The organism is Clostridium tertium (assembly GCF_902652255.1).
GTDB lineage: Bacteria > Bacillota > Clostridia > Clostridiales > Clostridiaceae > Clostridium > Clostridium tertium_A.
The window spans coordinates 97,005-120,174 of record NZ_CACRTO010000020.1; the positions used below are offsets into that span (position 1 = coordinate 97,005).

Here is a 23,170-nt window from a genome sequence, read left to right on the forward strand (position 1 = left end):
TGAAAGAGGAGGAGTTTAATAATGAAGAAATTTGTTTGTACAGTATGTGGATATGTTCACGAAGGGGATATGCCACCAGCACAATGTCCAGTATGTAAGGTTGGGGCAGATAAGTTTATAGAACAATCAGCTGATTTAGCATGGGCTGATGAACATAGAGTAGGAATAGCTAAAGATGTAGATCCAAGAGTTATGGAAGGTTTACAAGCTAACTTTATGGGAGAATGTACAGAAGTTGGAATGTACTTAGCAATGTCAAGACAAGCTGATAGAGAAGGATTCCCAGAAGTTGCAGAAGCTTATAAGAGAATTGCTTTCGAAGAAGCAGAACATGCTGCTAAGTTTGCAGAATTAATTGGGGAAGTTGTTGTTGCTGATACTAAGGCTAACTTAACAGCTAGAGTTAATGCAGAACACGGAGCTTGCCAAGGTAAGATGGATTTAGCTAAATTAGCTAAAGAATTAAACTTAGATGCAATCCATGACACAGTTCATGAAATGTGTAAAGATGAAGCTAGACACGGACAAGCATTTAAGGGATTATTAGACAGATACTTCGGTCAAAACTAGGATTATATAAGTAAAGAGGTTTAGTACAATATTGTACTGAACCTCTTTTAGTTTAAGAAAAATGAATAATTAATGATGAATTTCTGAAATTAGAGTTATGGAGCTGCCTTATTAGGTAGCTTTTTTTATAGAAAAATTATTTTTGAGGTTTAATGGGGATTATTAAGAAATGTAACATTAATTAAATAATCATGATACAATTAAAAAAGAAATTATAAAAAGTTTATTTTATAATCAGAGAAATATCTATTGTAGGAAGGTGTAATTATGTTTACTGAAAGACAGTTTAAAATAATAGCAGCTTTAAAGGGAGCTGGAGAATGGGTAAAAGGCTCAATATTAGCTGAAACTATTGGAGTAAGTGTGAAAACCTTGCAGATGGATATTAAAAAAATTAATGAGCAGTATCAAGATAAACCTGTAATTTTATCCAATAATAGGCTTGGATATTTATTAGATTGTTCCGACATAATTTTTAATGATATACAAAATTCAGAGGATAAAAAAGAGCTAAATTCTCAGGGGGTTTATGGGAGATCTAAGCAAATATTAATGTTACTACTTTTTGAAAAAGACTATATTAAAATTGGGGACATAGCTGATAAATTATTTTTATCTAAATCTACAATTAATACTAACTTAGCACAAGTTAGAAGGATTATAGAGAGAACTTTAGGCGTAAATATTGAAGTGTCAGCATCTAAGGGGATTCGTATACAAGCCTCTGAAAATAGGAAAAGAATAATTTGTATGAAGGCTATGGAAAATAAAGTAGACTACGCTACTATTTTAGGAATAGATGAATTCAATAATATATATTATTATGAAGAAATATTAAGTGATATAATATCTAAATTATTTATAGATTATGATATTATTGCTACAGGTGAATCTTATAAGGATTTTATAAGATTTCTTTCAATTAGTATCCTTAGGTCCAAGTTAATGTTTGAAGAAGTAGAACTAGAAAATAACGATATTGATATTGAGGATTTAGTGATTGAAATATCCTTAAAAGTAAAAGAGAAAATTAATTATGTCTTTAGCAATTCAGAATTATATTATATTCAATTAAGAGTTCAAGAGTTGAATTTGATAAAAAAGAAAAGACAAGAAAATCAAATGATTATAGACTCTTTAAATAGATTTGAAAAAGAAGTATATATGCAAACTGGCTATAACTTCAATATGGATAAGGAATTAATTGATATCATAGCTAATCATATTATGCGTATGAAGAAAAGGATTTTAAGTGGAAGAACTAACATTGGAAACTATACAAAAGAGCTTTCTATTAGATATCCATTGGAGCAACATTTATTAAAAACATGTCTATGCTCAATTTTAGGGTTTGACATTCCAGAATCTGAATTAGATTATTTAGTTTTATATCTTACAGCAGCTATAGAGAAGAATAGAGAGAAAGTTAAGCTTCTTCTTGTTAGTGATAAGAGTGCATCAATTATATATAATTTGCAGCAATACTTAAAGTATTACATTGGTGAAAGAATAACTGAAATTGAAACTATACCGTTATACATATTTAAACAAAAACAAAAAGAATATATTTCTAAATATAAGCTATTTATAACAACAGAAGAAGAACTAGCATTAAAAAGTAAAAGGTTTTTCCTTATTAATCAATTTATAATATCAGATGAAATAGAAAGCATTAGAAAAAAAATAAAAGATATAGAAAAGGTAGAAGCTGATAATAACGTAAAGGAAATGTATGATAGATATTTTAGACGTGAATTTTATGGGGTTGAAAAAGATGAAGAGATAACATTAGATAATCTATTAAGAAGATTTAAAGTAAATAAGGATAATAAAGTTTCAATAGAGAGTATAGGAAGTAAAATTTTATGTGTAACATCACATTCTAGAACAAAAGAAAGTAGTATTAAAGAGGTTATAGTAAAAAACGCATTTACATATAAGAGAAAGCAAATTTCAAAACTACTTATTGTTCATTATGGAGGCGATGAGGATATGGTGAAGTTTTTTGATTTGGTAAAAACAATATTAAATTCATATGTGTAAATATATTGTAGCTTGGTCTTTTTCGCTATTAATAGCGAAAAAGACCAAGTTTCTTATGGGGAATTTTAATATTATAATACAAATGTAAACGTAATAATTAAGAGGAACGGAGAAGATAAATTATGAGTAAAAATTATGATGAGCTTGGAAAGAAAATAGTTGAGAAGCTAGGTGGCCCAGAAAATATCACAAAAATTTATCACTGTGCAACTAGGTTACGTACAGAACTTAAAAACTTAGATGTTGTGGACCTTGAAGAAATAAAAAAAATTAATGGTGTATTAGGTGCTGTTAGTAGTGTGGGAGGAATACAAGTAATTATAGGTAATGATGTAACTAAGGTATTTAATGTAATAACAAAAAAATATAACTTAGGTACTAGTAATGATTCAGCTGAAAAAATAGAGTCTAATAAGCAAAACATTTTTTCAAAATTATTAAATGTTTTATCTGCTATTATGGGACCAGCTATACCATTAATAATGTGTAGTGGTTTGATTTCAGCCTTACTTGTAATTTTAACAAGGTTTGGATTAAATCCAGAAAGTAGTACTTACACTATTATAAATATGGTTGGAAATGCAGCACTATATTTTTTACCTATACTTTTAGCCTATACTTCAGCTAAAAAATTTGGTACTGATATTATGATTAGTATTTTTCTTGGGGGTATAATGATTAGTCCAGTATTAATAGGACTTACTGAAGTTGGATCATATGTAGATTTATTTGGACTTCCAGTAAGAACAGTTAATTATACATCTACATTAATTCCCATTATATTAACAATATTTGCTTTCAGTTATGTAGAAAAATTAGTTGATAAAATAGTACCAAGTTCAATTAAATTTGTATTTAGACCATTACTTTCTTTAATAATAATGATTCCAGTTATGTTATGTGTAACAGGTCCAATTGGTAGTTACCTTGGAGAACTTTTATGTAAATTAATGACATCAATAAATAATGTTGCTCCTTGGGCATCTGTATTAGTTATAGGAAGTCTTGTACCATTATTAGTACTAACAGGTATGCACTTAGCACTTATACCATTAGTTATGACAATGTTTAGCACTGTAGGATATGACAATATGCTTTTTGTAGCATTTATTGGTATGAATTTTTCTCAATTTGGAGTTGCATTAGCATGTATGATAAAAACTAAAAACTCAAACTTACGTACATTAGCATCTTCTTGTGCATTAACATCATTTTTAGCTGGTGTTGTAGAACCTACATTATATGGTATTTCTGTACGTATGAAAAAGCCATTAATTGCAACTTGGATAGCATGTGTTGTAAATGCAGTATTTTGCGCAATTTTTAGTGTACGTGTATATAGCTTTGGAGCACCATCATTCTTTACTATGCCTATTTTCCTAAATCCTGATGGAACTATGACTAATTTCTATTTTGCAATTATAGCAATAATCTTAACTATTGTAGTAAGTTTTGCAGCAACATGGTTAATTGGATTTGATGATAGCTGTTATGAGTAGGAATATGATATTACAAGAATTTAAGAAGGTGACAAAATGTCAGAATTAAATAAAATAAAAAAATTATCCGATGATTTATACGTAATTACAGAAACAGAGAGTGTACATTGCTATTTAATAATAGGTAGTGAGAGGGCATTAGTTTTTGATATAGGATATGGTTATGAAGATATAAAACCTTTAATTCGTGAAATCACAGATTTACCAATTATGTTAGTATTAAGTCATGGTGATCCAGACCATGGGTTAGGGAGTTCGCATTTTGATGAGATTTGGATTCATGAGTTAGACTATGGAAAATTACTATGGAATGATAATTCAGAACTTAGAACAAAAGCTGTTGAATATAGAATTAATAAAATGCCGTCATTAGGAAAAGTAATAAATAAAGAAGAGTTTATAGAGACTAGAATTCTAAATAAAGTAACTCCACATTTTTTACAGGATAATGATGTAATTGATCTTGGAAATAAGAAGTTAGAAGTCATTCACACACCTGGGCATAGCTATGGTCATATTATGCTTTTAGATAAGGAAAATAAAAGACTATTTAGTGGAGATCAAGTTACAGGGCATAATATTTGGTATTTTGCAACAAGGGATCACCAAGCACCATTTTCAACAGCTTTAAATAGTCTAAAAAAGATTATGAAATATAAAGAAGAAATAAAAGATATTTTCCCAGCACACGGAAAATCACCTATAGATATTACATATGTGGAAGATCAGATAGAATGTCTTGAAAGAGAATTAATAGATAATTATAAAAATGATAAAGAATTCAGATCTTTTATGGGGAATGGTTATCAACATTTTTATAAAAGCGTAAATTTAATTTATTCAGATGATAGATTAAGTGAGTATATTGGAAGGAAAATCAAAAGATAGGAAGGTGAAATCATGGGATTTCCAAAAAGTTTTTTATGGGGAGGAGCCATTTCTGCTAATCAATGTGAAGGTGGTTGGAAAGAAGGGGGCAAAGGTTTAACAATTCAGGATTTTGTAAAGGGTGGAACTGCATCAAAGCCTAGAATGTTTACGCCAGTTATTAATGAAAGTGAATATTATCCTAGTCATAATGCAATAGACTTTTATAATAAATATGTTGAGGATATTGCATTATTAGGAGAAATGGGATTTAAATGTTTTAGAATGAGCATTAGTTGGGCAAGGATTTTTCCAAATGGAGATGACTTAGAACCTAATAAAGAAGGCTTACTATTCTATGAAAATATATTTCTTGAATGTAAAAAATATAATATAGAGCCCATAGTAACTTTAAGCCATTTTGATATTCCCTGGGAAATTGTAAAAAAATATAATGGTTTTTTAAGTCGTGAGACTATTGATATTTTTGTAAAATATTCAAAGACTGTTATGAAATATTATAAAGGAAAAGTAAAGTACTGGTTAACTTTTAATGAAATTAATTTTGGCGTTTTACAAATGGGAGCCTATAAGTCATTAGGATTAATAAATAAAGAAGATTTAAATAGCAAAGAAGATATAGCCAAAGGTGATTTGAAAGTATCTATGCAAGAGCAAATTCAAGCTTTACATCATCAATTTTTAGCTAGTGCAGCTACGGTAATTGCAGCACATGAAATTGATCCTGAGAACAAAGTTGGATGTATGATTGGTCATATAACTCAATATCCATTAACTTGTAATCCGAAGGATGTATTGGAATGTCAACGTAAAGATAGAATTCTTAATAAGTTTTCAGGTGATGTAGTAGTTCGTGGTGAATATCCTTCTTATATCTTTAGATGGATGGAAGAAAATAATATAAATATAGAATTTAAAGAAGGAGATATTGAATTACTTAAAGCAGGTGTAGTAGATTTTTATAGCTTTAGTTATTACATGTCAAATTGTGTTAGTGTACAAGATGATGTAGAAGAAGTAAGTGGTAATTTAATGGGAGGAGTTAAAAATCCTTATTTAAAGGCATCTGAATGGGGATGGCAAATAGACCCAGAAGGATTACGTTACACATTGAACGAGTTGTGGGATAGGTATAGAATTCCATTAATGATAGTAGAGAATGGTCTAGGTGCACCTGATAAGGTGGAAGATGGTAAGATTCATGATGATTATAGAATTGACTATATGCGTGATCATATAAAAGCTATGGAGGAAGCTATAGCTGATGGAGTAGATTTAATTGGATACACTTCATGGGCACCTATAGATTTAGTAAGTGCAAGTACTGGAGAAATGTATAAAAGATATGGCTTTATATATGTAGATCGTCATGATGATGGAACAGGCGATTATAAAAGAATAAGAAAAGATAGTTTTTACTGGTACAAAAAAGTTATAGAAACTAATGGTGAAGATTTAGACTAGGATTGTATGATAAATGGAGGTCAGATTTGATAAGATCTCTTTATAGTAGATAGCTTAAATAATAAAGCTGTAACTATAGAGGAGCAGATCAGATTATGACTTCCTTTTCTTGTATAACTATAATGAAAATGTAGTGAATGTAGAAGTGGTTTAATTAGAAGTGTGGAGTATAGTTTTAGGTGCTTATATACCTTGCTAAAGGCTATTTTTCTTGTTAAAAATCGGTTGTAAGAAAAATTATTTACAAAAAAGGTTGTTATTGAACAAAAGGTGTGTTATTATAAATGAGTAGCAAAGTTGCTAACAATAAAAAGTTTCATTTAGGTAAATAGTTTCTCATAATTTAGAGATTATTATATCAATTTAGAATCTTTAATTTTAGGAGGACTATTTATGTCAGATAAAACAATAACATGCAGAGATTGCGGAAGCGAATTCATATTTTCAGTAGGAGAGCAAGAATTCTATAAAGAAAAAGGATTCGAAAACGAGCCAACAAGATGCGTATCTTGTAGAAGAGCAAGAAAAGAACAAAATAGAAGATAATTTTAGATTGTTATAGGTTGTAGTTTATACTACAACCTTTTTTAATTCTTAATTTGGGCTGTTTGTGAGACAGCCCTTTTGTTTTTTTAGTATATTAATATACTTATTGATATAGTTTTAAGAAGCAAATAATAGACCCATTATAGACCCGTATATGATAGAAGCATATGGATTCGAAGTTATTGGACATGTTCCACTAGCGCAACCAATTTTTTTATAATATAAATAACCTAATGATCCGCCAATAATTGGAGCAATAATATATTTTATCATCACTAAAACTCTCCTTATTATATAAATAAAATTTTATGTATTTACTATATTAAATTAAAACTAATATTTTTTATGTAACTTAATTACAGAAGTATTTATTTAGTTAAGGTATTATTGGGGCTACTTTTCTTGAGACTTTTTCTATAGCAATTGACACTAATGTAAATAATGATAGTAAGAGAATATAATTGATAAAATGGAAAAGTTGACTTTGAAATACACTTTATGATAAACTAAAGTGGATAATAATTATCCGAATTATCTAAAATAAATAAAAATTATAAAAAGGGTATGTATAAAGGTGGTGCTTATAATGAAGATGAAAACTGGGGTTGAACAGTCTGTGTATGCAATACTTATCTTGAATATGTTACCAGATAAGGCTGTATTACCAGGAGAAGTAATCAGTCAGCAATTGGGTGCCTCTTCAACATATTTTCAAAAATTATTAAGAAAGTTAGTTAATGCAGATTTAATTATTTCTGTACCAGGTGTTAAGGGCGGATTTAGATTAAGTAAAAGACCAGAAGATATTAGGATATATGATATATATCTTGCTATAGAAGGACAGCAATCTCTTTATTATTCTAGAGGTGTGTTAAATGATATGCTTGAATTAGAATATGAAGATTGTGGGTGTTTACTAACAGGATTAATGAATGAAGCTGAGGAGTCTTGGAAGTCTGTACTTAAGGGTGAAACAATAGCATCCTTATATGAAAAAATGAAAAATGATTTTAAGCCTAAAGTACAATTCTTAGAAGAATGGATAAAAGAAAATATGGTTTTGTAATAAAAGCATTATACAAAACTCAAGGTGACATTAAGGAAATTTTATAAATAATATGAAAAGAAGGGATTACAAATATGAGAAATACACAAGAGGTTAATGATTTTAATGAAATTTTAAGAGGACGACGTTCAATTCGTACCTATGATACATCTGTAAAAATAAGCAAAGAAGAGATGGCAGAAATACTTGAAGAAGCAACACTTGCACCTTCTTCACTTAATATGCAGCCATGGCGTTTTCTTGTAATTGAAAGCAAGGAAGGGAAAGAAAAACTTGCGCCACTTGCAAGTTTTAATCAACTTCAAGTTAAAACATCTTCAGCAGTAATAGCTATATTTGGAGATCTTAAGAATTTTGATTATAGTGAAGAAATTTACAGTAAGGCTGTAGAGCTTGGATATATGCCTATAGAAGTTAAGGAAAAACAAATAAGAGGTATTACAGCACATGCAGCAACAGTAGATCCACAAGTAAATAAAGAGACAGTATTAATTGATGGTGGTCTTGTAGCTATGCAATTAATGCTTGTAGCACGTTCACATGGATATGATACATGTCCAATAGGTGGTTATGAGAAGGATAAGATTGCAGAAGTATTCGATTTAGATAAAGATCGTTATGTTCCAGTTATGCTTATTTCAATTGGTAAATCAGCTGACAATGGCTTTAAATCGGTACGTCTCCCAGTTGACCAAATTGCACAGTGGAAGTAAAGTTGGTAATCTAGAGTTTTTTAAGTCTGAGGTGATTAAAGCTTAGAAACTATGAAATAGTAATTATTTAGATGTAGACTATAGTTTATTAATATAAAATTCACCCCATAGTTAGACAAGATGAGAATGTCTATCTATAGGGTGTTTTCTATATTATAAAAAATTAATAGCAATAGCTATTTAAATAGAAGGAGAGGTTTAAATATGAAATTAAGTGTTTTAGATCAAGGTATAATATCAAAGGGAAATACAGCTATTGATACTATGAATAATACAATAGAGTTAGCTAAGGTTACAGATGAATTAGGGTATCATAGAATATGGTATTCTGAGCATCATTCTAGTGAAGGATTAGCTTGTACAGCTCCGGAAATATTAGTAGCACATATAGCTTCTGTAACAAAAAATATACGTGTTGGAACAGGTGGGGTGATGTTAATGCATTATGCTCCTTATAAGGTTGCAGAAGTATTTAATATGCTTAGTACATTGAATCCTAATAGAATAGACATTGGAATTGGTCGTGCACCTGGTGGGGATTATGCATCTATGCTTGCATTATCTCAAGGAAAAGATCCAGAAATGCATAACTTATATAGTAAAATATCAGAAACATTAATGTATATTAGTAATAATCACCCAAATAAAAAGGCTTTTGCAGCACCTATAGGCTCACCCCTTCCTGAGGCTTGGATGTTAGGTTCAAGTGGAAATAGTGCTGTTCAAGCAGGAAAGCTTGGACTTGGATATTCTTATGCACATTTTATTGGGGGGAGATTATTAGAATCTGTTTTTGATGATTATAGAAGAAACTTTATTCCATCAGAGTTTATGCAAAAGCCACAAATAAATGTTGGATATTCTGTTGTAGTAGCAGAAACAAAGGAAGAAGCTGAGTTTGAAGCAGCAAGTCTAGATTTAATGTTTTTAAATATAGAAAAAGGTATTTCAAGCTTTCTTGTATCTCCAGAAGAGGCATTGAGTCATTCTTATAGTGAAATTGATAAGATGAGAATTCAAGCTAATCGCAATCGTATGTTAGTAGGATCTTCAAAGGAAATTGCAGATATTTTAAGAAGTAATGAAGAAAAGTATGGCATTGATGAGGCTATGATTGTTGGAATAAATTATTCAATGGAATCAAAACTTAGGACATATAAATTATTAGCTAAAGAATTATTATAATTAATTTCTTTTCAAAACTCCTTCGGGAGTTTTTTTCATTAATTTTTCATTGTGCGACAGCACCTTTTTTATATGAATAGTTTTAAGTTTTTGAATAATTTACTATATAAAATTAAGGTGAATTATTATGACAAAGAGAATTAATATAAACTTTTACTACAATAAAGAAGCTAGGAAATGTAAAATCATTGATGATGTAATTGGTAGAAATGGACTTTTCGTGCTCTAAATACTGATATAAGACTAGTCTAAGTAATAAATAGAAATTAGTTCAACTTCCTATTCTATTTAAATATAAAAATATTGAATTGTCACTCTGAATAACATAATATGAGGTTTGAAATGCTTTACTTAGGGTGATAAGATTTAGGTGTAGTAAGAAATAAACAAATTAACTGCATAAAAATAATATTAAATCTATATTAAAAATGTTATATAAAGGGAGGAAAAATGTTATGAAAAAAGTAATAGGAGTTTGCGCATGTCCAACAGGAATTGCCCATACATATATGGCGGCAGATGCAATAGAGCAAGCAGCAAAGAATATGGGGTATGATTATAAGGTTGAAACACAAGGATCTATAGGAATTGAAGACAGATTGACTGAGCAAGATATTAAAGAGGCTGATTTAATAATAATAACTGCAGCAGTAAAAATAAGAGAAAGTGAAAGATTTGATGATTATAAAGATAAGTTAATAGAGGTACCACTTCAAACAACAATTGCAAGAATTGATGAAATAATAAAAGAAAAAATTGGGTAATAATTACTGATATTAAAAGGATTTTATTGATACAAGAATTGATTGTATATGCTTGGGAGGTATATAAATGAATAAAGAAAAATTTGATAAAAAGTTAACAGAAGTTCAGAAGCATATGTTAACTGGAATATCATATATGATTCCTGTAATTGTTGCTTCTGGTACTATACTTGGTATTGCATCTTTAGCAGGTCAAGCTTTTGGATTTAATCCTGGAGATTTAGAGTTACTTGAAACATCTAGTAGTGAATTTGTAAAGTGTATGGTTTGGTTAAACAAGATTGCTGGTGGAAACTTTATGAATTTAATGTATCCGATTTTAGCTGCATTTGTTGCTTTTTCAATTGGAGATAGACCAGCACTAGCACCAGGTTTACTTGGCGGTATGTTAGCTCATAATATGAAATCAGGTTTTCTAGGAGCATTATTAATTGGTTTCTTTGCAGGATACCTAATCACATTTATGAATAAACATATAAAGATTAAAAGGCAATATATTGGTGTAAAATCAATGTTTATAATGCCAGTATTTGGTTGTTTAGCGGTAGCTATAGTGAGTAGATATGTAGTTGGGCCAATCGGGCAAGGATTTACTTATGGATGTACATGGTTAGTTAACACTATAGGACAAGCTGGTAATACAGCATTAGCTGCTGTATTAGGGGGAGCTGTTGGATTTGACTTTGGTGGTCCAGTAACAAGAGCAGCATCAACTATATCAAAGCAATTATATTTTGATACTAATTTTACATACGTGCCTAATATGTTAGGCGGAATAATACCACCAATTGGTATAGGTTTGGCTACTATTATAGATAAGTATGTTGTTGGAAAGAGAGTTTTCCCACCACAATTAAAAACTAGTGGTACTCCATGTATGATTTTAGGTTTCTTAGGAATATCAGAGGGATCTTTACCTTTTGCAATTTCAGATCCATTAGGAACTATACCAGTTACTGTAACAGGTGCAGCAGTTGGTTCTGCTATGGCATATAACTTTGGATGTCATACATTTGCGGGTGTACCATGTGGATTTTATGGATATCCTTTAGTAACTAATTTAGGAGGATTCTTTATCTCATTAGCAACAGGTGTAATGATAGTTGCATTAGGAATGATTTTTAGAAGAAATTATTTATATAAAAAAGAACAAAGAAAAATGGCTGTAGAACAATAAAAGTAATTAAAACTTAGAATTAAATAAAAAAGAGTTGTTTGTTTCAGGCAACTCTATTTTTGAAATTATGATGTTAATAAGTTATCCTAGTATTACTAATTTATATAATTTAAGAAAATATTAGGAGGGTTTGAAGTGGCAGTAGATAGGAAAAAGCTAATTATTAATACGTTATATGAAAATGATGGAAATTTCGTAACAAGTCAAGAGTTAGCAGAACTGCTTGGAACTAGTACGAGGACTATAAAAAGATATTTAAAAGAGCTATTATCTGATAATGATGATTTTGGATATAGAATAGTAAGTTCTAATAAAGGATATATATTGACAGTTATAAATGAAGATATATTTAATAATAAGGTTATTGGAAAAGAATTGGGGATTTGTTCAAATAGAGAACAGAGTTCAAGACCAGATATAATAGCAATATTTTTAGTTTTAAATGAAAATATTACAATGGATGAATTATCAGAGCGTTTATATATAAGTAAGTCAACAATTAGTAAAGAAATTTTATATTCAAAAAAAATACTTAAAAAATATAATTTGAAGTTAAAAAATAAGCCCTATTATGGATATTTTGTTGAAGGTAGTGAAAGGGATAAAAGAAAATTAATTTATGCATACTTAGAAAATATTATTAATAATAAAAGATTATTTCAAGAGTATTTCTATATGAGGTTAGAAGAATTTGAGAGTGTAAAGGAAAAAGTTATTTCTATATTAATGAATAATAATATATATAAATCTGACAACTATATAGAATATATAACTAAAGTTGTATTTGTAAATATGGAAAGAATTAAGAGTAATAACCTTATTATATTAGAAAATCAAGAAATTTTTACATTAGATAAAAATACTATAACAGCGGTTAAAGAAATATTCTCATATTTTAATATGGATTCACCAATGGAGGAGTATATATATTTATCATCTTTACTAGGTAATTCATATTATAATAATAGTTTATATTTATCTGGTGAACGATTAGAAGTTAATAATGAAAGTATAATAGATTTAATGTTTATATGTATCGAGAAAATAAAAGATGTTATGAAAATAGATTATACAGATGACTTACATTTGATTAATGGCTTGGCATCCCATATACATTCTTCTTTAGGAAGATACTCAATGGGAGTTGAGTTAGATAATCCAATATTAGAAATGATAAAAAGTAAATATATTGAATCGTATAATTGTGCACTAATTTGTAGAGATATTTTACTTCAGAAGATGAAAGTATCTCTATCTGAAGATGATATTGGGTTTATAGCATTACATTTTGCTGCTGCAAATGAAAGGAATTTTGGATATTTAATCAAGATATGCGTCATTTGTGAGAATGGTATAGGTTTTTCTCAATTAGTTAAGTCTAAACTAGAGGAAAAGTTATCAGGAGTAGAAATAGTGCATACAGTTCCGAGTTATATGCTTTCAGCTATTAATGAAGATAAATATGATTTATTAGTTAGTACTACAAATTTAACTAATACTTTATTTAAGAAGCCTTTAGTTAAAATTAGACATGATTTAATTGAAGACGATATCAATAAAATAAAGGATATTGTAAATAAAATAAAGGTTAGAAAGTATTATTTTAACAAGATACCGAAAGATTTATTTTTCAACAAAGTTAGGTTTAATAATAAGGAAGAACTTTTAGATTGTGTATTTAGACATATGTTAGAAAAAGGATATATTACAGATAATCAAATAGTAGATATTATGAGAAGAGAAGAGTTATCAGAAACTATTATAAACAACAATGTTGGATTACCACACTGTATAAAAAATGGAGAGAGTATAGGGGCTATAGTTACCTTAGAGAAACCTATTAAGTGGGGTAATGGTGAAGTAAGGGTTGTGATAATATCTTGTATAAATCCTAAGATAGGTATAGAAAGAATACTATTTCCTTTAATAAATAGGAATACAGCTAGTGAAGAAAAGATTAACAAATTAATTGAGGCAAATAGCTTAGAGGAGTTTGTTAATGTAATTAGTCAATAATTGTAATAAACATTTGTCTACTAATTCGAAGAAAGCTTATATGACCTATTAAGATAAATTAAAGAGATTTACTAATATTTGGAGGTAAATATGATAGAATTAACAGAAAAAAATATAAAGTTTATAAATAAAAGTACCATTAAGGAAGAAGCTTTAAGAAATTTTGGAGAAATGGCTTTAAATGTAGGATGTATTGATAATAAAGATTTGTTTTATAGGGGATTAATAGAGAGAGAAAAAGAGTTTAGCACTGGTATAGGATTTAAGATAGCAATTCCACATTGTAAATCTATTGCAGTAAAAAAGGCATCTGTATTTATACAAAAGTTTTCTGAAGGTGTTAAATGGGGTGGAATAGATGATGATGATGTTATAGAAGTTGCAATTTGTTTAGCAGTACCAGAAGAAGAAGAAGGTACTACCCACTTAAAATTATTATCCAAAATAGCAAGAAGTCTTATGAATAAAGAGTTTACAAAGAAATTATTGAGTATAACAACTACAGAGGAAATGTTAAAAGAGATAACAAGCATAATAAATAATGATTAGAATTTTATTGGGAGTGTGAGGGGCTATGAATGTTATTTTTCAGCAAGAAAATACATTGACTAAGGAAAATTTAAATTGTCATACTTATCATAATTTAAACTTAGCTAAAGAATATAATAAGTTACAAGTAATATTTGAGTATGGACCAAAATATATAGAAGATCATAAGAGAGAAAAAGAAATAATTGTTGATACAATAAATAAATATACTGAAGGAGAAGACAGAATACGTGAGCTTAAGTCATGGGAAAAGTATAAAGGTATAAAGAACAATATAACTATTTCTATTGATGATTCAAATGGGTTTAGAGGTATGGCACACAGAAGAGATCAAGTTCAAAAACATATATTAAGTAAAGATGAAGCTTCTCCTGGATTTATTAAGGGAGTAATTCCAAAAGGTGAATTTATAATGACAGTTAGTGTTCATGCACTAGTTACTGAGGAGTGTAAATATAAAATAACTGTTGTAGATTTGGAGGATGATTATGTTTAAATGGTTACCTTACGAGCTACATACACATACAAATCATAGTGATGGCAAACAGACCATAGAAGAGTTGTCATGTGAGGCAAAAAAATTAAATCTTTATGGATTTGCTATGACTGATCATAATACAATTTCTACATTTAATATGCTAGACAATATGAGTGAAAAGTATCAAATAGATATTATACCAGGAATGGAATGGACAACATTTTATGGACATATATTGCTGCTAGGATTAAATAAATATGTTGAATGGCGAGATGTGAATCTAGACAATATAAATGAAAAAATTGAAAATATACGAAATGATGTGAAGTTAATTGGGATAGCACATCCTTTTTCAATAGGTGGTCCTATTTCCACAGGTTCACATTTTGAATACAAAATTAGTGATTATAATAATATTGATTATATTGAAGTTTGGTCAGGTCTTTTACCTGGAAAAAATTATATAAATAAGAAGGCTTTTGATTGGTGGACAAGTTTATTAAATAAGGGATATAAGATATCAGCAGTATCAGGTAGGGATTGGCATCATACAAATGGGACAGAAAAATATATTTCATGTACATATCTAGGGCATAAGGATAATGAGAAGTTTGATGGTATAAATTCAATTAAAAAGGGTAAAATTTCTGTTGGCTGTGAATACTTCTTAGATATCATATGTAATATTGATAAAAATAGTTATTATATTGGTGATTCTATAAATAAAGATCAGATTAATGATATGGATATAACCATAATGATTAATGAAAGTAAAGTAAAGACCAATTATAAGTATGATGATGATAAATATATTATAAAATTAGTAACTAATAATGGTGAGGTTTATAGCAACATTATTAATAATAAGGATAAAGTAGAGGTTAGATTGGAGAATATTGAATTTAAATGGATTAGAGGAGAACTCTATAGGAATATTGACAATGAAGAAATCATAATTTCCTTTACTAATCCAATTTACTTTAAATAGAGGATAGAAATAAATGGGGCTGTCGTACAAACAGTCTAAATTAAGAATTAAAAATTAAAAATGAAGAATTACTAAAATTAATTTCTTTTCAAAACTCCTTCGGGAGTTTTTTCATTAATTTTTCATTATTCATTCTTAATTTTTCATTGTGCGACAGCTCCATATTTTTGAGGTGAATTATGAGAAATGAGGAAATAATATTAAAGTTTATATTAGCAATAATAATAGGTGGGGTAGTTGGATATGAAAGAGAAAATAAAAATAGGCCGGCAGGCTTTAGAACACATATATTAGTTTGTATGGGAACAACTGTAGTTTCTTTAATACAATTAACTATGGCAGAAAATGCAATGCAATTAGTTACTTTACAACCAGAATTAGCAGAAGTTATAAAAGTAGATTATGCTAGATTAGGAGCACAAGCAGTTACTGGTATTGGGTTTTTAGGAGCTGGAACAATCGTGCATTCAAAGGGAGCGATTAGGGGATTAACAACAGCAGCATCTTTATGGGTAGTAGGAATTTTAGGATTAGCAATTGGGATGGGATATTACAATATAAGCATAATTGGAGGAATATTTATTGTAATAACGCTGTCTGCACTAAAGGGATTTCAAAAGAAGTTTATAACTAGAGCTAGATATGTAGAACTTGAAATTATATATGAAAATGATAAGGAAACATTAGAGTATATAACTAGAATATTTAATTCAAAAGATATAAGACCAATTAAGTTAGAAGTGGATAAAGAAGAGGAAAAAGATGGGTATAGGTATAAATCGATGATATGCAAAATCTCTGTTCCAAGGTATGTTCACATAAATGATATTATAAATAATTTGATAATAAATGAAAATATACAAAATGTTAAAAAGATTAGTTAAAAATTAATGTAATAGAAATGTCACCTAGAAGACTTATTAAAGAAATTGAAGTGATTTCATATAAGAAGTACAGTTATATTGTAGGGAGTAATGATAAAAAAAATGGAAGATTTAGATTTATAAATTATATTCCTATTTTCACCCTAATGGATAGTTAAATTAAATAGTGAATAAAAGTAGTAGCCTTTATAGATTTAATATAAAGCTTTTATGGAAAGTATATTTAAAAATAGATCTTTTATAAAGTAGAATAAGTGATTTTAATAGAAAATATAGTTTTTATAAAGCTTAGGATAAATATGAAAGAATAATCACAAGTACGGAAGTGAAACTTTTTGAAATTTAATTAATAAAATAAGTTCCATGTATAAAGGTTTCGAAAGAAAAAGTTACTATTTTAAATAATTGTTATACGTTTTCAGATGATATAAGATTAAATCAAGAAAGAGATAACAAACAATTAACTAAGCATTTAGGAGGAAGTAGAGTATGAATTATGAAGAGATTAGTTTTTCAATAATATCTTATGCAGGAGATGCATTTGCAACAATGAGAGAAGCAATTAACTTTGCTAAAAAAGGAGAGTTTGAAAAGGCAGAAGAAACTTTTCAAAAAGCTAAAGATACATTAATGGAAGCACATAATGTACATACTAAGTTAATAGTAGCAGAAACGGAAGGTAAAACACCAGAGTTTTCAATATTATTATCGCATGCTCAAGATACTATGATGAATGCGATACTATTTGAAACAATTACTGAAGAATTTATAGAAATGTATAAAAATAAGTAATTATTAAATTAATAAAAAGGAGTGTTTAATTATGAATTTTGATAGATTACATGTTTTACTTTGCTGCAACTTAGGAGCATCAACAGGTGTTATGGTTAATAAAATGAGAGAAATTGCTTTAGCGAGTAAAAAGTTAGAAGGAACAGATATAAGAATTGAAGCTCATCCAGCAGGAGAAATTTTAGAATTTATAAATGATTTTGACGTAGTGTTAATAGGACCACAAATTAAGCATAGATATGAAGATTTAAAGAAAATTTGTGATCAACATAATAAACCAATTGAAGTAATTGATACAAAAGATTATGGAACTGTAAATGGAGCTAATATATTAAAACAAGCTATTTATTTAAAAATACAATCAAGCAAATAATTTTGTTATTTATAATGATTAATTAAGTTTATAAGAATTATAAAACTACTGAAAAATGTAAATACAAAGTTAAGAAGCGAGGGAGGAAGAAAAATGTCAAATAATAAAGGAAAAATGGATAAGTTTGTTAATAAATTAGAAAAGCACTTAGGTCCAATTGCAGCTAAAGTAGAAAGACAAAGACATGTACAATCAATTAAAAATGGTATGATGTCACTAATTTCAATATTAATGGTAGGATCATTTACGCTAGTTATATCAGCTATAGGACAATTATTCCCAGATGGTAGTGGAGTTAAAGAGTTTTTTGTTAATAATGCAGATATATTAAATATACCATTTAATTTTACTTTTGGATTATTAGCATTATATTGTGCAATTACAATTTCATATAATCATGCAAAACAATTAAATATTCCAATTGCACACGGAGTTTTAGGTGGTGTACTTGCAACTTTAATGCTTAATATAAAGATAGTTGATGGAGTAATGGATGTACAATATCTAGATTCAAGAGGTATGTTTGTTGCTATTATATGTTCTTTAGTAGCTGTAGAAATTATGGCATTTTTCATGAGAAAGAAGTTCACTTTAAGGTTTGATGGACTTCCAGAAATGATTTCTCAAACATTTGAATCAATAATTCCATTAGTAACAGTTTTACTTATAGCTTTATTTGTAAGCTTAGGCGTTCAAAATATTACTGGAGGACAAATTGTTCCTGAAGCATTTACAACATTTTTAGCACCATCATTAAGTAGTATAGATACTGTATGGGCAGTAATGTTAATTTCATTCTTAGAGATGTTATTCTGGTTTGTAGGTTTAAATGGTTACGCGATTTTAGTAGGTTTTGTAATGCCATTTATGACTCAATACTTAGCAGCAAATGCAGCAGCTTATCAAGCAGGAGAAGCAATTCCACATGTATTTGCACCAACTTTTTGGGATTACTTCTTAGGGGCAACAGGATCAGGAATTACAGGAGCATTAGTTATTTTAGCTATTATGAGTAAACGTAAAGAGCTTAAGGCTGTAGGTAAGGCATCAGTTTTACCAGCAATATTTACAATTTCAGAACCAATAGTATTCGGATTACCAATAGCATTTAACCCATACTTATTTATACCATTTGTATTTGGAACTCCTTTAGTTGGAGCATTCTCATTTATGGTATTTAAATCAGGAATTGTAAGACCACCAGTAGTACATGTAGGTGGAACACCAGTACCATTAGCACAATATTTAACTACAATGGATTGGAAAGCAGTAATATTATTCTTCGTTATTATAGCACTAGGAGTAGCAATGTATTATCCATTCTTTAAGATGTATGAAAAGAGTTTAGAGAAAAAAGAAGAAACTAAGTCAGATAGAGAAAAAGAATTAGATGCTTTAGATTTAGATTTCTAAATTAAATATAAATAGGGAGGGTTTCATAAATGAAAGTAATAGTAAAAAAAGATTATGATGAAATGTCTAAGGACGTTGCAAATCATATTATTAATTATATAAACAATAAGCCAGATTCATTATTGTGTTTTGCAGGTGGAGATACTCCATTAAAAACATATGCTTATTTAGTTGAAGCAGCAGCTAATGGACAAGTTGATTTTTCAAAGTGTAGTTTTGTCTCATTAGATGAATGGGGAGGCCTAGGACCAGAAACTAAAGGAAGTTGTGTAGAAACTTTATATAATCATTTATATAACAAGCTCCCTATAAATGTAGAAAAACAAGTATGCTTTTTTAATGGAAAAGCAGAAAACCTAGAAGATGAATGTAAAAGAGTAGATGAATTTATATTTAATAAAGGGAATATAGATATATCTTTACTTGGTATAGGAATGAATGGACACTTAGGTTTTAATGAACCAGGAGCAGATGAGGAAATGTACAGTGGAGTAATTCCTCTAGATCCTATAACAAAAACTGTAGGTTCAAAGTATTTTGAAGAAGAGTTAGATTTAAAGGTTGGAATTACTTTAGGATTAAAACATCTATTAAATTCAAATGATGTTATTTTAATAGCTAATGCATCTAAGAAGGCTGATATAGTAAAAGAAACTGTTGAGGGAGAAATATCAAATAAAGTACCTTCTAGTTTAGCAAGAAAATGCAATAGTTCATTTATATATTTAGATGAAGAAGCAGCTAGTAAGTTAGAAAATAGATAAAGTAGGAGAGGTGTTTAAAATGAAAAAATTTGTAATTAAAGGATTTAAGGATGGAAAAGAAATTAACATTGAAGCTTCAGCATTACTTATGGGATCAGGAGATTTTTTAAGAGCAGATAATATGGAATTTGCAGCTCCAATTTTAGATAAGTTTGTAGAATTAGGCGGAAATATTTTTGATACAGCAAGACACTATAGACATAGTGAAAAAGCTTTATGTGCATGGATGAAGGAAAGAGGAAATAGAGATGACTTAATTATATTTACAAAAGGATGTCATCCAGTAAGAGAATTTCCAGATACTCCAAGAGTTAAACCAGAATGTATAAGAGAAGATATTGAAACAAGTTTAGAAATGCTTGGAACTGATCATGTTGAGTTATTTGCATTACATAGAGATGATAGAACACAACCAGTTGGACCTATTATGGAAGAGCTAGACAAGCTTGTAAAAGAAGGAAAGGTATATGCAATAGGGGTATCTAACTGGGAGCTAGATAGAATAATTGAGGCTAATGAATATGCAAAAGAACACGGATTAACACCATTTACATTCAATAGTCCAAATCTTAGCTTAGCTAAATGTAAAATTCCAAGATGGCCAGGATGTGTTTCAGCTAATGAAGAAATGATAAAATGGCATGAAGAAAATAATATGGCAATGATATCATGGTCATCACAAGCAGGAGGTTTCTTCTCTGGAAACTTTGCACCAGACAAATTAGATAATGAAGAAATGGTAGAAGTATATTACTGTGATGAAAACTGGGAAAGATATGAAAGAGCTAAAAAATTAGCTAAAGACTTAGGAGTTACTCCTATTCAAGTAGCATTAGCATATGTTGTTAATCAAAAATTCCCAACAGGAGCAGCTATAGGACCAGAAAGAATGGAAGAACTTTTATCTTCATATGAAGGATCAAATATTAAATTAACAGAAGAACAAGTTGAATGGTTAGATTTAAAATAATTATTTAGGAGGATAGAAGTATGAAATGTAAATTTGCAGCTCAAATGTACTCAGTAAGAAAAGAATTTGAAAAAGACTGTGAAGGAACTATTAAAAAATTAAAAGAGATTGGCTTTGATTATGTACAAGTAGATGGTATGAGAGGTCATGATGAAAGAGTAGTGGCTGATTTATTAAAGAAATATGATTTAAAACCTGTAGGTTTACATATTAAACATGATAGATTTATGAATGATTTAGATGGAATAGTTGAAGAAGCATATCTTTTCGGATGTAAAACTATCTATGATAAATATATTGATGATGAAGAGCAAAATGAAGAAGGTTATAGAAAAACTAAAGAAGCTTTAGTAGAAGCTGCTAGAAAGCTTGGAGCATTAGGATTTAGAGTTGGACTTCATAATCCTGAATATGATTATAACAACCAAATTGATGGAAGAAATGTTATGGAATATATAACTGATCCAGTAAATGGAACTTGTGTATATGCAGAGCCAGATACATATTGGATTACTGTTGCAGGCAAAGATCCAGTAGAAGAAATAAAGAAATATTCAGGAAGAATGCCAATAATTCATTGCAAAGATATAATTAAGTCTTTAGATCCAATGGATTTTGAAAATAATTTAACTGAAGTAGGTTCAGGGGATGTTGATTTTAAATCAATATTAAAATATGGTGTTGAAAATGGAGTAGAGTACTTCTGTATAGAACAAGATCATTCAAAAATAGGTATGTTTGAAAGTTTAAAGATGGGATTAGAATATCTAACTAATTTAGCAAAAGAAATTTAAAAAAATAGTAGGGAGCAAGGAATAGAGAGCGATATTGTTCCTTGTTCCTTTAATTTATAGGAGGGCGTAGTATGGCTAATTTATTTGTAACACCTAAATATATAATTACTGGAGAAAATGCATTAAGTTTATCCAAAGATTATTTAGAGAAGTTTGGGAATAAGGCTTTTATCGTTACTGATGAAATGATGGTGAAGCTTGGAGCTTTAGAAAAGGTTTTGACAGTTTTAAAGGAAATAAATTTAGAATATGAAATTTTTTCTGAGGTTAATTCTGAACCAACAGACCTTATAGTAGAAAAAGGGATAAGAAAATATAAGGAAAGTAATTCAGACTTTTTAATAGCATTAGGAGGTGGAAGTCCTATTGATGCAATGAAGGCAATAGGAGCCATGATAAGCAATGAAGGTGAAATTGTAGATTATTTAGGCAAAGTTATTCCTAATGAACCACCAGTATTAGTAGCAATACCAACCACAGCTGGAACAGGGTCAGAGGCAACTCAATTTACAATTATATCAGATACTAAAAATAATGTAAAAATGTTATTAAAGGGACCAAGTTTAATTCCAACATTAGCAATTGTTGATCCAGTATTTACAGTTACAGCTCCAAAACAAGTAACAGCTGCAACTGGAGTTGATGCATTATGTCATGCAATTGAAGCCTACACATCAAGAAAAGCTCAGCCTATGTCAGATACATTTGCCATATCAGCAATTAAAAGGATATTTGAAAATCTTTCTGTAGCATATGAAAATGGTGAAAACTTAAAAGCCAGAGAAGAAATGTCAATAGCATCATTAGAAGCTGGTATAGCATTTAATAATTCTTCAGTAACAATTGTACATGGTATGAGCAGACCAATTGGTGCATTATTTCACGTTCCACATGGCTTATCAAATGCAATGCTTTTAGATGAATGTTTAAAGTTTGCAAAGGATGGAGCTATAGAAAAGTTTGATAAGTTAGCACAGGCTATTGGAGTTTATAAAGAAGGTATGTCAAAGGGCGAAAGCGCTACAGAATTTGTTTTAGCTACAAGTAAGTTATTATCAAAATTAAATATTCAAACATTAGATGAATTTGGAGTAGATAAAGAAGAGTTTATGAATTCTGTAGATAAAATGGCATCAGATGCATTAGTTAGTGGAAGTCCACAAAATACTATGAGAATACCAACAAAGGAAGAAATAATTGATATTTATAAAAGACTATGGAAGTAGGTATGAAC

The 23,170-nt window shown here is 29.1% G+C and carries 23 protein-coding genes; all 23 read left to right on the forward strand.

All coding sequences use genetic code 11. The annotated features are described in order from the left end of the window. Positions 1 to 21: 21 nt before the first annotated feature. The 23 genes from GPX08_RS09385 (at position 22) to GPX08_RS09495 (ending at position 23,162) form a co-directional block, all read left to right on the forward strand. The gene (locus GPX08_RS09385) at positions 22 to 570 is read left to right on the forward strand and encodes an NADH peroxidase (protein ID WP_156626555.1); all 549 of its coding nucleotides are present in this window, start codon (positions 22 to 24) and stop codon (positions 568 to 570) included. 267 nt (positions 571 to 837) lie between these two features. Then, entirely contained in the window at positions 838 to 2,613 is a 1,776-nt protein-coding gene (locus GPX08_RS09390; RefSeq protein WP_156626556.1) for an HTH domain-containing protein, read from the forward strand. A 122-nt stretch (positions 2,614 to 2,735) separates the two neighbouring features. After that, complete coding sequence (locus GPX08_RS09395; protein WP_156626557.1) at positions 2,736 to 4,112, forward strand: PTS beta-glucoside transporter subunit EIIBCA; 1,377 nt, start codon at positions 2,736 to 2,738, stop codon at positions 4,110 to 4,112. Positions 4,113 to 4,148: 36 nt separating this feature from the next. Continuing rightward, positions 4,149 to 5,000 (forward strand): MBL fold metallo-hydrolase, encoded by an 852-nt coding sequence (locus tag GPX08_RS09400; RefSeq protein ID WP_156626558.1) that lies wholly within the window; start codon positions 4,149 to 4,151, stop codon positions 4,998 to 5,000. Positions 5,001 to 5,012: 12 nt separating this feature from the next. Beyond that, positions 5,013 to 6,464: a family 1 glycosylhydrolase gene (locus GPX08_RS09405; protein ID WP_156626559.1), complete on the forward strand. Its 1,452-nt coding sequence runs from the start codon at positions 5,013 to 5,015 to the stop codon at positions 6,462 to 6,464. Between the two features lie 393 nt (positions 6,465 to 6,857). Beyond that, a complete protein-coding gene (locus tag GPX08_RS09410) occupies positions 6,858 to 7,010 on the forward strand; it encodes a cytochrome C551 (protein ID WP_136007378.1) in 153 nt (50 codons plus the stop codon). 586 nt (positions 7,011 to 7,596) lie between these two features. After that, positions 7,597 to 8,076 (forward strand): Rrf2 family transcriptional regulator, encoded by a 480-nt coding sequence (locus tag GPX08_RS09415; RefSeq protein ID WP_156626560.1) that lies wholly within the window; start codon positions 7,597 to 7,599, stop codon positions 8,074 to 8,076. A gap of 74 nt (positions 8,077 to 8,150) precedes the next feature. Continuing rightward, on the forward strand, positions 8,151 to 8,789 hold the full coding sequence (locus tag GPX08_RS09420; protein WP_156626561.1) for a nitroreductase family protein: 639 nt from the start codon (positions 8,151 to 8,153) through the stop codon (positions 8,787 to 8,789). 204 nt (positions 8,790 to 8,993) lie between these two features. Continuing rightward, the gene (locus tag GPX08_RS09425; RefSeq protein WP_156626562.1) at positions 8,994 to 9,974 is read left to right on the forward strand and encodes an MsnO8 family LLM class oxidoreductase; all 981 of its coding nucleotides are present in this window, start codon (positions 8,994 to 8,996) and stop codon (positions 9,972 to 9,974) included. 455 nt (positions 9,975 to 10,429) lie between these two features. Beyond that, the gene (locus GPX08_RS09430; RefSeq protein ID WP_156626563.1) at positions 10,430 to 10,738 is read left to right on the forward strand and encodes a PTS fructose transporter subunit IIB; all 309 of its coding nucleotides are present in this window, start codon (positions 10,430 to 10,432) and stop codon (positions 10,736 to 10,738) included. 67 nt (positions 10,739 to 10,805) lie between these two features. Beyond that, complete coding sequence (locus GPX08_RS09435) at positions 10,806 to 11,915, forward strand: PTS fructose EIIBC subunit family protein (RefSeq protein WP_156626564.1); 1,110 nt, start codon at positions 10,806 to 10,808, stop codon at positions 11,913 to 11,915. Positions 11,916 to 12,050: 135 nt separating this feature from the next. Beyond that, the gene (locus GPX08_RS09440) at positions 12,051 to 13,931 is read left to right on the forward strand and encodes an HTH domain-containing protein (RefSeq protein WP_156626565.1); all 1,881 of its coding nucleotides are present in this window, start codon (positions 12,051 to 12,053) and stop codon (positions 13,929 to 13,931) included. Between the two features lie 90 nt (positions 13,932 to 14,021). After that, positions 14,022 to 14,480: a hypothetical protein gene (locus GPX08_RS09445; protein WP_156626566.1), complete on the forward strand. Its 459-nt coding sequence runs from the start codon at positions 14,022 to 14,024 to the stop codon at positions 14,478 to 14,480. A 25-nt stretch (positions 14,481 to 14,505) separates the two neighbouring features. Beyond that, complete coding sequence (locus tag GPX08_RS09450) at positions 14,506 to 14,976, forward strand: hypothetical protein (RefSeq protein ID WP_156626567.1); 471 nt, start codon at positions 14,506 to 14,508, stop codon at positions 14,974 to 14,976. After that, positions 14,963 to 15,946, forward strand: a complete 984-nt coding sequence (locus tag GPX08_RS09455) for a PHP domain-containing protein (RefSeq protein ID WP_156626568.1) — start codon at positions 14,963 to 14,965, stop codon at positions 15,944 to 15,946. The genes GPX08_RS09450 and GPX08_RS09455 overlap by 14 nt, the downstream gene beginning before the upstream one ends. Before the next feature lie 179 nt (positions 15,947 to 16,125). Next, a complete protein-coding gene (locus GPX08_RS09460) occupies positions 16,126 to 16,830 on the forward strand; it encodes an MgtC/SapB family protein (RefSeq protein ID WP_156626569.1) in 705 nt (234 codons plus the stop codon). 489 nt (positions 16,831 to 17,319) lie between these two features. Continuing rightward, positions 17,320 to 17,622: a PTS lactose/cellobiose transporter subunit IIA gene (locus tag GPX08_RS09465; protein WP_156626570.1), complete on the forward strand. Its 303-nt coding sequence runs from the start codon at positions 17,320 to 17,322 to the stop codon at positions 17,620 to 17,622. 31 nt (positions 17,623 to 17,653) lie between these two features. Next, positions 17,654 to 17,995 (forward strand): PTS sugar transporter subunit IIB, encoded by a 342-nt coding sequence (locus GPX08_RS09470; protein WP_156626571.1) that lies wholly within the window; start codon positions 17,654 to 17,656, stop codon positions 17,993 to 17,995. A gap of 93 nt (positions 17,996 to 18,088) precedes the next feature. After that, positions 18,089 to 19,408: a PTS sugar transporter subunit IIC gene (locus GPX08_RS09475; protein WP_156626572.1), complete on the forward strand. Its 1,320-nt coding sequence runs from the start codon at positions 18,089 to 18,091 to the stop codon at positions 19,406 to 19,408. Between the two features lie 29 nt (positions 19,409 to 19,437). Then, complete coding sequence (locus GPX08_RS09480) at positions 19,438 to 20,172, forward strand: glucosamine-6-phosphate deaminase (protein ID WP_156626573.1); 735 nt, start codon at positions 19,438 to 19,440, stop codon at positions 20,170 to 20,172. 19 nt (positions 20,173 to 20,191) lie between these two features. Beyond that, positions 20,192 to 21,142, forward strand: a complete 951-nt coding sequence (locus tag GPX08_RS09485; protein ID WP_156626574.1) for an aldo/keto reductase — start codon at positions 20,192 to 20,194, stop codon at positions 21,140 to 21,142. A gap of 20 nt (positions 21,143 to 21,162) precedes the next feature. Beyond that, positions 21,163 to 21,936, forward strand: coding sequence for a TIM barrel protein (locus GPX08_RS09490; RefSeq protein WP_156626575.1), 774 nt, complete (start codon positions 21,163 to 21,165; stop codon positions 21,934 to 21,936). Positions 21,937 to 22,007: 71 nt separating this feature from the next. Beyond that, a complete protein-coding gene (locus GPX08_RS09495) occupies positions 22,008 to 23,162 on the forward strand; it encodes an iron-containing alcohol dehydrogenase (RefSeq protein ID WP_156626576.1) in 1,155 nt (384 codons plus the stop codon). The last annotated feature ends 8 nt before the right edge of the window (positions 23,163 to 23,170 follow it).

Coding starts and splice junctions, on each gene's coding strand:
- GPX08_RS09425 (WP_156626562.1), top strand. CDS start 8,994: ATGAAATTAAGTGTTTTAGATCAAGGTATAATATCAAAGGGAAATACA.
- GPX08_RS09415 (WP_156626560.1), top strand. CDS start 7,597: ATGAAGATGAAAACTGGGGTTGAACAGTCTGTGTATGCAATACTTATC.
- GPX08_RS09455 (WP_156626568.1), top strand. CDS start 14,963: ATGATTATGTTTAAATGGTTACCTTACGAGCTACATACACATACAAAT.
- GPX08_RS09490 (WP_156626575.1), top strand. CDS start 21,163: ATGAAATGTAAATTTGCAGCTCAAATGTACTCAGTAAGAAAAGAATTT.
- GPX08_RS09435 (WP_156626564.1), top strand. CDS start 10,806: ATGAATAAAGAAAAATTTGATAAAAAGTTAACAGAAGTTCAGAAGCAT.
- GPX08_RS09480 (WP_156626573.1), top strand. CDS start 19,438: ATGAAAGTAATAGTAAAAAAAGATTATGATGAAATGTCTAAGGACGTT.
- GPX08_RS09485 (WP_156626574.1), top strand. CDS start 20,192: ATGAAAAAATTTGTAATTAAAGGATTTAAGGATGGAAAAGAAATTAAC.
- GPX08_RS09400 (WP_156626558.1), top strand. CDS start 4,149: ATGTCAGAATTAAATAAAATAAAAAAATTATCCGATGATTTATACGTA.
- GPX08_RS09445 (WP_156626566.1), top strand. CDS start 14,022: ATGATAGAATTAACAGAAAAAAATATAAAGTTTATAAATAAAAGTACC.
- GPX08_RS09495 (WP_156626576.1), top strand. CDS start 22,008: ATGGCTAATTTATTTGTAACACCTAAATATATAATTACTGGAGAAAAT.
- GPX08_RS09460 (WP_156626569.1), top strand. CDS start 16,126: ATGAGAAATGAGGAAATAATATTAAAGTTTATATTAGCAATAATAATA.
- GPX08_RS09410 (WP_136007378.1), top strand. CDS start 6,858: ATGTCAGATAAAACAATAACATGCAGAGATTGCGGAAGCGAATTCATA.
- GPX08_RS09405 (WP_156626559.1), top strand. CDS start 5,013: ATGGGATTTCCAAAAAGTTTTTTATGGGGAGGAGCCATTTCTGCTAAT.
- GPX08_RS09450 (WP_156626567.1), top strand. CDS start 14,506: ATGAATGTTATTTTTCAGCAAGAAAATACATTGACTAAGGAAAATTTA.
- GPX08_RS09390 (WP_156626556.1), top strand. CDS start 838: ATGTTTACTGAAAGACAGTTTAAAATAATAGCAGCTTTAAAGGGAGCT.
- GPX08_RS09420 (WP_156626561.1), top strand. CDS start 8,151: ATGAGAAATACACAAGAGGTTAATGATTTTAATGAAATTTTAAGAGGA.
- GPX08_RS09470 (WP_156626571.1), top strand. CDS start 17,654: ATGAATTTTGATAGATTACATGTTTTACTTTGCTGCAACTTAGGAGCA.
- GPX08_RS09430 (WP_156626563.1), top strand. CDS start 10,430: ATGAAAAAAGTAATAGGAGTTTGCGCATGTCCAACAGGAATTGCCCAT.
- GPX08_RS09395 (WP_156626557.1), top strand. CDS start 2,736: ATGAGTAAAAATTATGATGAGCTTGGAAAGAAAATAGTTGAGAAGCTA.
- GPX08_RS09475 (WP_156626572.1), top strand. CDS start 18,089: ATGTCAAATAATAAAGGAAAAATGGATAAGTTTGTTAATAAATTAGAA.
- GPX08_RS09385 (WP_156626555.1), top strand. CDS start 22: ATGAAGAAATTTGTTTGTACAGTATGTGGATATGTTCACGAAGGGGAT.
- GPX08_RS09465 (WP_156626570.1), top strand. CDS start 17,320: ATGAATTATGAAGAGATTAGTTTTTCAATAATATCTTATGCAGGAGAT.